This is a genomic window from Paenibacillus koleovorans NBRC 103111 (genome assembly GCF_004000845.1).
In the GTDB taxonomy this organism is placed as follows: domain Bacteria; phylum Bacillota; class Bacilli; order Paenibacillales; family NBRC-103111; genus Paenibacillus_AA; species Paenibacillus_AA koleovorans.
This window is the reverse complement of record NZ_BIMA01000012.1, coordinates 70,752-83,847: the sequence shown is the minus strand read 5'-3', so window position 1 is coordinate 83,847 and position 13,096 is coordinate 70,752. Positions and strand designations below refer to the sequence as shown.

Here is a 13,096-nt window from a genome sequence, read left to right as displayed (position 1 = left end):
ACAGTATTAATAGATTTGGATAGGATGCAGAGCGTAAATGCCACAGGAGGAATACATATGAATCCATACAAACGAATACGGCGATGTCTAGCGGTACTCTTGTCCATGGCTGTAGTGCTGGTGCTGGGATTGCTTCCGACTACGGAGACGGCAAATGCGGAAACGACAACGGTCAAAGTGACTCAGATCGCAGCGGCTCAGGATAATTCCATCGCTTTGAAATCGGACGGCACCGTCATCGCATGGGGGGATAATGTCACCACCTGGGCCAAACCTCCCGAGGGGCTGACGGATGTGGTTGAAATATACGCCAAAAGCCAGCTCTTCCTTGCTCGCAAATCGAACGGTACGGTTGTTGCGTGGGGTGCTAACTATGTGGGAGAAAGGGATATCCCGAGCGGTTTGACCAAAGTAATCTCCATGGCAAGCGGCGGAATGAACACCTTGTTGGTGGTAGAAGACCCCTCTGTAGCCGGCACCGGAGGGGTGGTCGCTTGGGGGAACAATGGTGATGGACAATCGGTTCCGCCGGATACTGCGAAAAGCTTGGTTACTAAGGTAGCCGCAGGTAATTATTATTCGATGGCATTAAAATTTAACGGCACGGTCGTCGAATGGGGATCAAACGGACCAGGTGCAACACTTATGCCTGCGGGTCTAAGCAATGTGAAGGAGATTGAAGCCGGTTATTTATTCGCATTGGCATTAAAGTCGGACGGCACGATTGCCGCCTGGGGGAAGGAATATAACGGGAACGGGATCCTCAATGTGCCGAGCGAGCTGCAAGGGCAAACCATTGCTATATCGGCCCAAAATAACCACGCACTAGCGTTGAAGCGTGATGGCAAGGTTGTCGGTTGGGGAACTAATTCCAGGGGAAAAGCGACGCCTCCTGAAGGACTTACTGATGTTGTTGCCATATCTGCGGGCATCTCTCATTCTCTCGCATTGAAGCGCGATGGCACCGTTGTCAGTTGGGGATCGCAAACCTCTGTCCCGGGCGACAACGAATTAAGCAGTCTGACAGTTACGGAGGGCTCGCCCTCTCCAGCGTTCTCTCCCTCCGGCACCTCGTATCAGTATGACATCGCGCCGGGGGCGACAAGTGTTCATATCAAGGCGGTTTTGAACGATTCCGCTTATTCTGCACTGTATATCAACGATCAGCTGCAAACAAGCGGCTCGACGGTCGTCGTTTCAGTTCCGACTACCGGAGCCGTGATCAAGGTTCGAGTCGAACCTTATATGAAGGCAGCGAAAACCTATACACTAACGATATCGCGCGACCGCGATCCGCCAACGATCGCCTTATCCCCTAACGGCAGCGCTGTACCATTAAGGGGGATTAGCACGATCGTTCAGGTGGCGGATGCGACGAGCGGCGTGAATGCGTCCACACTTGAATATGCTTGGACACAAACGGTTTCTGCTCCCGCAGCCGGATGGACTCGCTTCTATTTCATTCCTTATACATCTATATCCCAATTTGTGCACTCCGGGGCGGACGGGAACTGGTATTTGCATATCCGCGCCAAGGATTATGCCGGGAATTTGGCGAATGTGACTTCAGCGCCATTCTTGATTGATAATACACCGCCGGTGGTAAGCATGACTGTGAAGACAGAAGACGGTAATGCGTATCCGAATAATGATTGGACAAGCCAGGATGTTGTCGTAACGGCCGAAGCGACAGATGCGCAAAGCAACATCGTACTATTCAGGTACTCGCTTGACAGCGGCAGCACATGGACAGTTTATTCGGGGCCAGTCACCTTTACCGAATCCGGGGTTTACAATATCATCTTTCAGGCGCAAGATACAATAGGCAATGTAACGTCCGTCGGCCGCACCGTCAAAATCAGCCACGGTGACTTGAAGCTGACGCCAACGATGACGAGGACGGCGGATGGCGGCGTGTATACGAGCGGGGAATGGACGAACAGCAGTGTTCGGATTAGCGCCACGACGCAAACCGGAGTTCACCCAATCGTCTCCACGACTATGTCATTGAACGGTGGAGAGGCATGGACTTATACTCCCGGAGTTACAACTACACTGCTTCAAGAAGGGACGTACTCGATCTTATTCAAGGTGACCGATGCAATCGGCAATAGCTTAAGTGTACCGCTTGCAATTAATATGGATAAGTCGAAGCCGACAGTTTCCTTCAGCCCGAACGGCAATGAATCGTCGGCGCGGGACGCTTCGGTGACGGCAACAGTTGCCGACAGCGGCGGCAGCGGTATGGCAGAATCCACACTGGAATATGTATGGACGCAAAATAATACAACTAAACCAACAGCAGGTTGGCAGCGGTTGAATAATGGCAGTACCTTGACGAAAGAAGGCTTGGATGGCGATTGGTACTTGCACATTCAAGGAAAGGATACGGCAGGCAATGAGGGATACGCTGTATCCGGCCGCTTCATATTGAATCATTCACCGCTGAACAGCACCCTCAGTCCGAATACAGGCAGCTTCGACAAGAAAATGTCGGCGCAAGCCGATGTGGAAACGACGCTGGAGCTGAACGGCAATATGCTGGACAGCATCAGCGATGGAGCAGGGGAGCTCGTGTCCGGAACCGATTACGTGATCGCAGGCAACACCGTGATCTTCCGGAAGAGCTATCTGTCCACTCAACCGGTGGGAACGACGAGCCTGACGTTCACGTTCAGCGGCGGAGCGGACCAGACGCTGAAGATTACGGTCAGTGACACAACCCCTCTGAATAGTACGATCAGTCCGGATACAGGCAGCTTCGATAAGAAGATTTCCGCACAAGCGGATGTCGTAACGACGATGATGTTGCACGGCAACACGTTGGCAAGAATCAGTAACGGCGCGACAGCACTTGTGTCCGGCACGGAATATAACGTGGCAGGCAACACGGTGACGATTCTGAAGAACTATCTGGCTGCGCAGCCGCTAGGAGTAACAAGCCTTACGTTCACGTTCAGTGCAGGTGTGAATCAGACGTTGATCCTTTCGATCAGTGACACAACAACGTCGAACAGTATCATCACTCCGAATACAGGCAACTTCGATAAGAAGCTGTCTGCGCAAGCCGATGTAGAAACGACGCTAGCGCTGAACGGCAACACCTTGGCTAGTATCTACAACGGAGTCGAGACGCTCGTGTCGGGTACCGATTATACAGTGTCGGGCGATACGGTGACAATCCTGCAGAGCTACCTGGCTGGGCAATCGCTCGGTACGACAAGCCTGACCTTCACGTTCAGCGCGGGGATGGATCAGACGCTGGCGATATTGGTCAGCGATACCACGGTGCCGAACAGTACGATCAGCCCGATTACAGGCAGCTTCGACAAGAAAACGGCCGCTCAAGCGGATGTCGTGGCGACGATGACGCTGAACGGCAACATCTTGGCCGGCATAAGTAACGGAGCCGCCGCGCTTGCGGCAGGCATGGACTATATCGTGGCGGGCAGCACGGTGACGATTCTGAAGAGCTACCTGGCTACTCAATCGGTCGGCACCACGAGCTTGACCTTCACGTTCAGCGCGGGGACGGATCGGACGCTGACCATCACGGTCAGCGACACGACACCGCTGAATAGTACGATCAGCCCGAATATGGGCAGCTTCGATAAGAAGACAGCCGCCCAAGCGGATGTCTTGGCGACGATGACACTGAACGGCAACACATTGGTCGCGATCCGCAACGGAGCCGCCGCGCTTCTGTCAGGTACGGACTATACGGTGGCGGGCAGCACGGTGACGATCCTGAAGAGCTACTTGGCCGCTCGACCGGTCGGCACCACGAGCTTGACCTTCACATTCAGCGCAGGGACGGATCAGACGTTGAACATCTCGGTCAGTGACTCGACGCCGCCGAACAGTACGATCAGCCCGAATACTGGCAGCTTCGATAAGAAGACAGCCGCTCAAGCGGATGTCGTGGCGACGATGACACTGAACGGCAACACATTGGCCGGGATCCGCAACGGAGCTGCCGCGCTTCTGTCAGGTACGGACTATACGGTGGCCGGCAGCACGGTGACGATCCTGAAGAGCTACCTGGCTGCTCAGCCGATCGGTACAACTAGCCTGACCTTCTCATTCAGCGCGGGGGTGAATCAGGCGCTGACCATTACGGTCAGCGATACGACAGTGCCGAACAGCATGATCAGCCCGAATACCGGCAGCTTCGATAAGAAAACGGCCGCCCAAGCGGATATCGTAGCGACGATGACGCTGAACGGTCACACCTTGGCTGGTATCACCAACGGAGCTACAGTGCTTGTGTCCGGCACGGAATATACGGTGGCGGGCAGCACGGTGACGATCACGAAGAGCTACTTAGCTGCGCAATCGGTCGGCACGGCAAGCCTGACGTTTACATTCAGCGGTGGGGCGGATCAGACGCTGACCATCACGGTCAGCGATACGACAGTGCCTGGATACACAGTGACGTATAGCGGCAACGGCAGCACGGAAGGAAGCACGCCCCTAGATGGCGGGTCTTATGCGCAAGGAGTTGCGGTATCGGTGTACGGTAACTCGGGAAATTTAAGCAAAACGGGCTACACATTTACAGGCTGGAACACGCAAGCAGATGGAAACGGAACGAACTACGCGGCAGAAGCTATCTTCACTATGGGAACCGCCAACGTTACGCTGTATGCGAAGTGGAAAAGCAACAACGCGGAGTTAAGCGGTTTGACGCTGCCGGGCAGTACGCTGAACCCAATATTTGCCGCAACTACAACAAGCTATACGGTCAACGTGACCAAAAGCGTGAGCAGCATCACGGTAACGGCGACAGTGCGCGATGCCGTCTATGCCACGGTTACGGCTAGAGTGTACAACAACGTGGGGACGATAACCAGCGGCCCGATCCCATTGACAAGCGGTGCTGTGTCTCCATCACTCCCGCTGAACGTGGGCATCAATTTGATTAACCTGGTCGTGACAGCAGAGGATGGTACAACGAAGACCTATGTAGTTACAGTGAACCGCGCATCCAATGATGGCGGTGAGGATGGCAGTGAGGGTAGCAATGGCGGTTCAACTGAACCGCCAACAGTACCAAGTGGGGACCACCCGCCGGATGTATCGACAGAAGAGTCTTCGACCGTGCAACCTTCAACAGAAGTGCCCCCGACAGATACGAACCCGATAATTACATTTCTTGATATTGTTGGACACTGGGCCGAGGCATACATCAAGCAAACCGCTCGTATGGGTATAGTCGCGGGCTATCCGGATGGTACCTTCAAACCGAACCGTACTGTGACTCGCGCTGAATTTACGGTGATGCTGATGAATACACTGAAGCTGCCAGGAGAAGGAGCGGCACTAACGTTCACCGATACAGCGAAGATCGGCTCTTGGGCGCAGAAGGCGGTCGCGCAGGCTGTGCAGGCAGGAATTATTAGCGGCTATGAGGATGGCAGTTTCCACCCGGATGAAGAAATAACGCGTGCCGAGATGGCAATGATGCTTGCAAGCGCATCGCGTTTGTCTCTCGAAGCGAACACCGCAACCGGCTTCGCGGACGACAGGGATATCCCGGCCTGGGCGAAGGATGCAGTGTCAGCCATTAAGAAGCTTGGCCTTATACAAGGTAAAGGCTCAAATGAATTCGACCCTAATGCCGGCACAACAAGGGCAGAGGCTGTTACCGTACTAATGAGGATGTTGGCGCAAAAAAGTTAGTTCTCCTATCGAATAAATCGCGGTGAGCAGTTATTTCTGAAACGATAAGAAGCTCGCCCTGAAAGCCGTGAACGATCGGCTTCAGGGCGAGCTTCTTTTCTGCTTGTTCAACCTTCCCGCTTGCCACTTCCCGCGTCTATCCCTGCTGCTGATGAGCAGCGGCGGCCGCCGCCGCGTACAGCCGGCCGATGTTCTCCGCCGCCTGCTCGAGCAGCGCTGCGCCTTCGCGCATCGCCTCGTCCAACGTCAGCGGACGGTTGGCGATGCTGAACAGCGCCGTGATGCCGTGCGCGTACAGCTCTTCCACGCCGTCGCCTAGCCCGCCGCTCAAGCACAGGACCGGCACGCCGTGCTCGCGCCCGAGCGCCGCGACACCGGCCGGCACTTTGCCGAACGCGGTCTGCGCGTCGGTGCGGCCTTCGCCGGTGACGACGAGCTGCGCCGACGCCACCGCGTCCTCGAGGCGCGTGAGCGCGGTCACCTCGCGGATGCCGGGCTTCAGCTCCGCCCGGCAGAACGCGAGCAAGCCCGCGCCAAGGCCGCCGGCCGCGCCGGCGCCCGGCACGTCGCGGACCATAAGGCCGAGCTGCATCGCGATGCGCACGGCGTAATGGTCCAGGCCCTTGTCAAGGCGCTCGACCATGGCGGGCGTCGCGCCCTTTTGCGGGCCGTACACGGCGCTGGCGCCGTTCGGGCCGCACAAGGGGTTCGTCACGTCGCAGCACACCGTGACGGGCACTTCGCCTGCGGCGAGCCGCGGGTGCAGCCCGCTCGCATCGATGCGCTCGATGCGCTCCAGCTGCTGCCCGCCTGTGGCGAGCTCGCGCCCGGCGGCATCGATGAAGCGCACGCCGATCGCCTGGGCCATGCCCATGCCGCCGTCGTTCGTGGCGCTGCCGCCGATGCCGAGCAGGATGCGCCGGCTGCCCCGGTCGAGCGCGTCGCGGATCAGCTCGCCGGTGCCGTAGCTCGTCGCTTGCAGCGGGTTGCGCTTCATCTCGGGCACGAGCGGCAGGCCGGATGCCGCCGCCATCTCAATGACCGCCGTGCCGTCCTCCAGCACGCCGTAGAACGCCTCAACCGGCTCGCCCATCGGGCCGGTCACGGTCAAGACGCGACGCTCCCCGCCCACGGCGGTCAGCACGGCGTCGACCGTACCCTCGCCTCCGTCGGCCATAGGCACCTGCCGGATGTCCGCCGCCAAGCCGGAGCGCTGCAAGCCGCGCGTGATCGCCGCCGCCACTTCCACGGCAGTCAAGCTGCCCTTGAAAGAGTCCGGCGCCACCACGACCGAGAACTTGCTTTCGATCATCGAACCAACCTCCCCGCGTTCACTACATTCACGGGAGCTTCTCCCTGGAAAGCAGCCAAATTGGCGGTCGCCGTCTCCATCAGGCGGATCCGCGCTTCCTTCGTCGCCCAAGCGATATGCGGCGTAATGATGCAGTTCGTCAGCCCGACAAGCGGATGATCGGCGGATGGCGGCTCCACGGACACGACGTCCAGCCCCGCTCCAGCAATCGTCCCGTTCCGCAGCGCGTCGGCCAAGTCCTGCTCTACGATCAGCTTGCCGCGCGACGTATTGATCAAGAACGCGTTAGGTTTCATGCACTCCAGGAAGCTCTTGTTCACGAGACCGGAAGTTTCCGGTGTCAGCGGGCAGTGCAACGAGATGACGTCCGCCGTTGCGACAAGCTCGTCCATCGACACCATGCGCATGCCCTCGATCGGTGCCGGCTTCGGCGTGCGAGTCGCCGCGACGATGTCCATCCCGAACGCTTGCGCGATGCGAGCGGCTTGCTCGCCGATGCGGCCGAGGCCGATGACGCCGAACGTCTTGCCTTGCAGCTCGACGAGCGGCGAGTTCCAGAAGCAGAAGTCCGGGCTTGCCGCCCAGCCGCCGCCATGCACGGCGCTGCTGTGGTCCCCGGCGCGATGGCACAGCTCCAGCAGCAGCGTAAACACGAATTGCGCTACGGACTGCGTTGAATAGGCCGGTACATTCGCAACCGGAATGCCCCTCTCTGCGGCCGCATCCACATCTACTACATCATAACCGGTCGCTAGGACGCCGATATATTTCAAATTCGGCAATTGGGCGATCTTGTCGGCGCGGACCGGCGTTTTGTTTGTCAATATCGCATCCGCTCCCTGGGCACGCTCTACGATGAGCTCGACCGGCGTCCGGTCGTAAATCGTCAGCTCGCCCAGCGACTCCAGCTTCGCCCAGCTCAAATCCCCCGGATTTAACGTAAATCCATCCAAAATCACAATTTTCATTGGCTACTCACTCCTTCCTAAATACAATTCGGGCGCTTCGTCCGGTTTCCTCCCTTTTTCAACAAGGATTTTGTGGAAATCTGTCGGGGACGCCTCAATTCGGTTATACTGGAACCATAAATGCCACTTTTGTCCCAGGAGGCCCCAGGTGCCTAAAGAGTTATCGCCCACGTTCTGCGAAGTGTTGTCGGCCGGTTATACCCATCATACGAAGCCGTTCCAGGCCGCTTCCCGCAAGGGGCTCCGCAATTATCTCATCCGCTTCCAAACGGAAGGCCGCTGCCGCGCGCTCGTGAACGGGCAGCTCGAGCTTATTCAGCCGGGCGACCTGCTCATGTACAAGCCCGGGGATATCTACGACCTCCGCGTCGATACCGAGCAGCAGGCGAACGGAGAAACGGCCGTTTTTAGCGGCGACTATTACTTTTTTTGCCGGGGGTCGTGGCTGGATCAGTGGTGGAACAAGTCGCCCAAGCCGCAGAAAGCCCACATTCCGCTAAGCGAGGACATCCTCAACCTGCTTCGCCACGCCTCGCTCGAGCAGCAGCGGGTGAAGGGACGCTATAAGGAAATTTCCGACTACTACTTGCGCATTCTGTGCCTGAGCATCGAACGGATTTTGTCCGAGCAACAATTTTATTCGACCAAGGGCAAGTCGTTCCTCGCCGTGCAGATGAAGAGCTACATCGAGGAGCATGCACTCACTCCAATCCGGCTCGAGGACGTGGCACAGCATGTGGGCCTTAGCGTGTCGCGCGCCGTTCACTTGTTCAAATCCATTTTCGGCCAATCGATCATGCAGTATACGCTGCAAATCCGCTTGTCTATCGCCCGCGAGCGCATCCTGTTCAGCAAAATGTCGCTTGAGCAAATCGCCGAGGCTTCCGGGTTCAACAGCTACACATATTTTTACCGGATGTTCAAATCGCGCTACGGCATGTCGCCCAAGGCGTTCCGGCATGCGGACAGCGAGGAGCAGGATTAAAAAAGGCCCGCCCCGGCTGCAAAGCCGGAGGCGGGCCTTTCTATCTACACCTTACACCCACCACATCTGGCCGAGCGGTTCGGTGATCAACACTTGCTGCAGGTTGCTGACGGCCTTCGAGAAGCCTTCGTCGATCGACATCAGCCCGTCCTCGTGCTCGATGCTGACGACATAGTCGTAGCCGACGAGACGGAGCGCGCTCATGATGTCCGCCCAAGTCTTCAGGTCGTGGCCGAAGCCGACCGTGCGGAACTGCCAGGCGCGGTCCAGCATCAAGCTGTACGACTGCATGTCGGTCAAGCCGTGGCGGTTCACGTTGATCGGATCGATCGACGTGTCCTTCGCATGGAAGTGATGGATCGCGCCGGCGCGGCCGAGAATCTGGATCGCCTGCACCGGGTCGATGCCTTGCCACCACATGTGGCTCGGATCGAGGTTGGCGCCGATCGTTTCACCGACTGCTTCACGCAGGCGAAGCAGCGTAGCCGGCGTATGCACGGAGAAACCGCCGTGCAGCTCGAGGCCGATCTTCACATTGCGTTCCGCCGCATACTGGGCCCATTCCGTCCAATACGGAATGACTTTCTCCTCCCACTGCCACTTGAGCAGGTCCTGGAAATCGTTCGGCCACGGAGCGACCGGCCAGTTCGGGTACAGCGCATCGTCGCTGTCGCCCGGGCAGCCGGAGAACGTGTTCACGACCGGCACTTCCAGCCGCTGCGCGAGATCGACGGTCTTCACGAACGTGTCGTGGAAATCCTTCGCGATCGCCTTCTGCGGATGCAGCGGGTTGCCGTGGCAGCTGAAAGCACTGATGATCAAGCCGCGCGACTCGACCGCTTGCTTGAACGCCTTCAGCTTGCCTTCGTCGGCCAGCAGCGCGTCCGGATCGCAGTGCGCGTTGCCCGGCCAATTGCCTGTCCCGATCTCGACCGCTTGCAGCCCTTTCGCCGCAATAATGTCGAGTGCTTCCTCGAGCGGCTTGCCGCCGAGCAATACGGTGAATACCCCAAGCTTCATAGAGTCCGCACCTCTTCCCTATTCATTTATGATTATTGGTTCAAGTAAACGGTCTTGCCTGTCTTGGCGGACTCGTAGATCGCCTCGAGAATTTCGGTGACTACAAGCGCTTGCTCCGCCTTGACAACCGGCTCAGTGTCGTTCAAGATGGCGTCAATCCATACGCGCATCTCCAGATCGCTGTCCTTCTCCTCCGAACCGCTGAAGAAAGCCACGCCGCCCGATTTCAAATTAACATCTTGCTGCCACATCCGGCTGAAAGCTTCTCCGTTCAAACGCAGGCCAGCTTCCATGTCGGCGCCGCCCTCCGTTCCGCAAAGCGTCGTCTTCGCTTCCTTCACATCAAGCGTGTTCAGCGCCCAGCTGGACTCGAGCACGATCGTCGCGCCGTTCTCCATTTTGATGTAGCCGAAAGCCGAATCTTCCACCGTGAACTTCTCCGGATCCCAAGGACCCCAAGCATTCGCGGAGTTCGGACGGCTACCCAGCTTGTGAAATACAGAGCCCGTTACGCTGACTGGCTTATAGTTGTCCATCATCCACAGCGTCAGGTCAAGCGCGTGCGTGCCGATATCGATGAGCGGGCCCCCGCCTTGCTTCTCTTCATCCAGGAACACACCCCATGTAGGAACGGCGCGACGGCGAACCGCATGCGCTTTCGCATAGTAAATTTCGCCCAGTTGGCCGGCTTGGCACACTTTCTTCAGGTGCTGGCTGTCCGACCGGAACCGGTTGTTGTAGCCGACCGTCAGCTTCTTGCCGGTACGCTTGGACGCTTCCACCATCGCGCGAGCTTCTACGGACGAGATCGCCATCGGCTTCTCGCTCATGACGTGTTTGCCGGCTTCCAGAGCGGCGATCGTAATCTCCGCGTGGTTGTAGTTCGGCGTACATACATGAATGACGTCGATGCTGCCGTCCTTCAGAACTTCCCTGTAATCCGTATATACCTTCGCGCCTTCCGCACCGAAATCGTTAGCCGCCTTAACCGCGCGCTCCTCCACGATGTCGCAGAACGCTACCATGTCTACGTTGCCTTGTCGCTTGAGGCTTGGCATATGCTTGCCGTTTGCAATACCTCCGGTACCGATAATGCCGATTCTCAACTTTGCCATTGTTAATAACAGCCTCCCTATCATTTTTCAAAATGAACACAACTCTTATGTAATCACAAAGCTGGTACCCAGAACATGAAGTAAATGCAAAAAACATGAACTTTCCGGCTACGAATTGCGAACGGCAACCGACGTTTAAGCTAGCGACCCGGCCTTCCCGTCTGCATGATCGTTCAGCTCCGTGGTGCAGTACTTGCATCTTTTGGCCGCGATCGGGATTTCCGACAGACACTCGGGGCACGGTTTGACGGTTGGCTTGCTCGGCGCTTCTTCCTTCTTGCGGCGCAGGCGGTTCAGTTGCTTCACGACCATGAAAATAACGAACGCCACGATCAGAAAATCGAGCAAGGTGTTGATGAACAGGCCGTAGTTCAACGTCGGGGCGGCAGCTTTTTTGGCAGCATCCAAATTTTCATACGACTCGCCATTCAGACTGATGTACAAATTGGAGAAATTAACCTTGCCCAGCAGCAGCCCGATCGGCGGCATGACCAAATCGTTCACAATCGACGTGACTACTTTGCCGAAGGCCGTACCGATAATGACCCCGATCGCCAGATCAACCATATTGCCTTTCATGGCGAATTCCTTAAATTCTTTCCACATTTCCTTATAAATCCTCCTTTGTCCCATACAAAATGTCATCGTTTCATCTCCAAGTGTAGCTTGTCCTCACGCCTAACGCCAGAGCAAATTGGCATGCCCTGCCGCTTAAAACCTGATATGATAAAAGAAGCGCTGCACTACCGTTGGGCTACAAGCGCTTAAACTCCATGGAAGAGAGGCTTCGATCCGAAATGAACCCTATCGTATATGTATTCATTTGGGCCATCCTGCTGATTTTCCCGATCATTACGGCCATGAAAAAGCGCTGGATTGCATTTGTCCTGTATGTCGCAGGCTGTCTGGCGATGCTGTACAATCAATTGCGTCCGACCGACGGTTGGGAGGACTTGTCCAATCTCGCCATGCTGGGCGTTGTCGTTGTTCCCGTGTATGTGGTTGCAAGCATCGTCTGGCTCGTCACCGCCCTGATGTCCGTCCGGAAAGGAACCCGCAGCTAAGAGCGCTTGACCGGCATTGCGATTTGTTTTAGCGTCCCCGTTACACGTTCTCTCCATCACGCTGCCAACATATGGACCGCCTTTTCCGACTTTGCCGGAGGAGGCGTTTTTTTAATAACGCTTCCCGCAAATGACGAAAGCGAATCCGGACATACTACACATGCGGTTCTTTTTTGTACAGACGGAGGAGGCGGCTTCAGGATGCGCGCAAGTGAGTCTTCGGTATCCGTATACTTCGCAGCCGGCATCAGCATGATGCGCACGAGCAAGATGTTCCACGACGCGATGAACGACATAGAACGGCGCTACCGGGAGAAAGGATTGCAGACGGTTCGGTTCGGCTGCTTTTACCCTTACGGGACAATGGACGAGGTTCCGCTGAGCAAACAAAGGCGGTTTATCGCCAAACAGGTGCTGACCGTCGGGATGGATATTTATCGGCAGGCGGCCCATACGATCGGCGGACAAACGTTGTTCCAGGACATTCGCAAAGCGTATGATCCGGTGAATGGAGGCGGCATCGTGCTGATCGGGCACAGCGGAGGCGGGATTGCTTCGTATAAAGCCGCTCAATTGCTGAATCGGATCGGCTACCCGGTGCGACGCGTCTTCATGATCGGCTCGCCGGAAATTCCGATTTGCCGCGACTGCCGCGACAAAGTGCTGGCCGTAGAGCATAGCGGTCGTTGGGGGGACTGGATTTCCAGGTGCGCATTCCACTGGTTCCGTCCGGCTAAGATTCGCGTTCGGCTGCCGATTCGGGGCGGGCATCCGCATTATTTTTGCAGCAAGAGCAAGGACGAGAACAATGTGACGAACATGCAGAAAATGACCGATTTTTTGTGGAGCTGGATGCAAGGCGAGGAAAGTGTCACTTACAGTGGGGCTAACACTTGAATCACGCTGATGATTGCGTAGATCGACCGGCGGCAAAACAAAAACCCAGCCGA

9 protein-coding genes are annotated in these 13,096 nt (G+C 56.8%); 4 read left to right on the top strand and 5 right to left on the bottom strand.

Going from position 1 to position 13,096, the window contains the following annotated elements:
• Positions 1–57: 57 nt before the first annotated feature.
• Entirely contained in the window at positions 58–5,682 is a 5,625-nt protein-coding gene (locus tag PKO02S_RS06195) for a X2-like carbohydrate binding domain-containing protein (protein ID WP_164821319.1), read from the top strand.
• A gap of 136 nt (positions 5,683–5,818) precedes the next feature.
• Here PKO02S_RS06195 and PKO02S_RS06190 read toward each other — a convergent pair whose 3' ends face one another.
• Together PKO02S_RS06190 and PKO02S_RS06185 are read right to left on the bottom strand one after the other, a co-directional pair.
• A complete protein-coding gene (locus PKO02S_RS06190; RefSeq protein ID WP_127580232.1) occupies positions 5,819–6,994 on the bottom strand; it encodes a glycerate kinase family protein in 1,176 nt (391 codons plus the stop codon).
• Positions 6,991–7,962 (bottom strand): D-2-hydroxyacid dehydrogenase, encoded by a 972-nt coding sequence (locus tag PKO02S_RS06185; protein ID WP_127580231.1) that lies wholly within the window; start codon positions 7,960–7,962, stop codon positions 6,991–6,993. Before PKO02S_RS06185 ends, PKO02S_RS06190 begins: the two co-directional genes overlap by 4 nt.
• Positions 7,963–8,110: 148 nt before the next feature.
• Between PKO02S_RS06185 and PKO02S_RS06180 the strand changes: the two genes are divergently transcribed.
• Complete coding sequence (locus PKO02S_RS06180) at positions 8,111–8,947, top strand: AraC family transcriptional regulator (RefSeq protein ID WP_127580230.1); 837 nt, start codon at positions 8,111–8,113, stop codon at positions 8,945–8,947.
• A 51-nt stretch (positions 8,948–8,998) separates the two neighbouring features.
• Here PKO02S_RS06180 and PKO02S_RS06175 read toward each other — a convergent pair whose 3' ends face one another.
• From PKO02S_RS06175 to mscL, 3 genes are all read right to left on the bottom strand, one after another.
• Positions 8,999–9,967, bottom strand: a complete 969-nt coding sequence (locus PKO02S_RS06175; RefSeq protein WP_127580229.1) for a sugar phosphate isomerase/epimerase family protein — start codon at positions 9,965–9,967, stop codon at positions 8,999–9,001.
• A 32-nt stretch (positions 9,968–9,999) separates the two neighbouring features.
• The gene (locus tag PKO02S_RS06170; protein WP_127580228.1) at positions 10,000–11,082 is read right to left on the bottom strand and encodes a Gfo/Idh/MocA family protein; all 1,083 of its coding nucleotides are present in this window, start codon (positions 11,080–11,082) and stop codon (positions 10,000–10,002) included.
• 135 nt (positions 11,083–11,217) lie between these two features.
• Positions 11,218–11,688 (bottom strand): large conductance mechanosensitive channel protein MscL, encoded by a 471-nt coding sequence (mscL, locus tag PKO02S_RS06165; RefSeq protein WP_127580227.1) that lies wholly within the window; start codon positions 11,686–11,688, stop codon positions 11,218–11,220.
• Between the two features lie 191 nt (positions 11,689–11,879).
• Here mscL and PKO02S_RS06160 point away from each other — a divergent pair, with 191 nt between their 5' ends.
• Positions 11,880–12,146, top strand: a complete 267-nt coding sequence (locus PKO02S_RS06160) for a hypothetical protein (protein WP_127580226.1) — start codon at positions 11,880–11,882, stop codon at positions 12,144–12,146.
• Positions 12,147–12,347: 201 nt separating this feature from the next.
• Positions 12,348–13,043: a lipase family protein gene (locus PKO02S_RS06155; RefSeq protein ID WP_127580225.1), complete on the top strand. Its 696-nt coding sequence runs from the start codon at positions 12,348–12,350 to the stop codon at positions 13,041–13,043.
• The last annotated feature ends 53 nt before the right edge of the window (positions 13,044–13,096 follow it).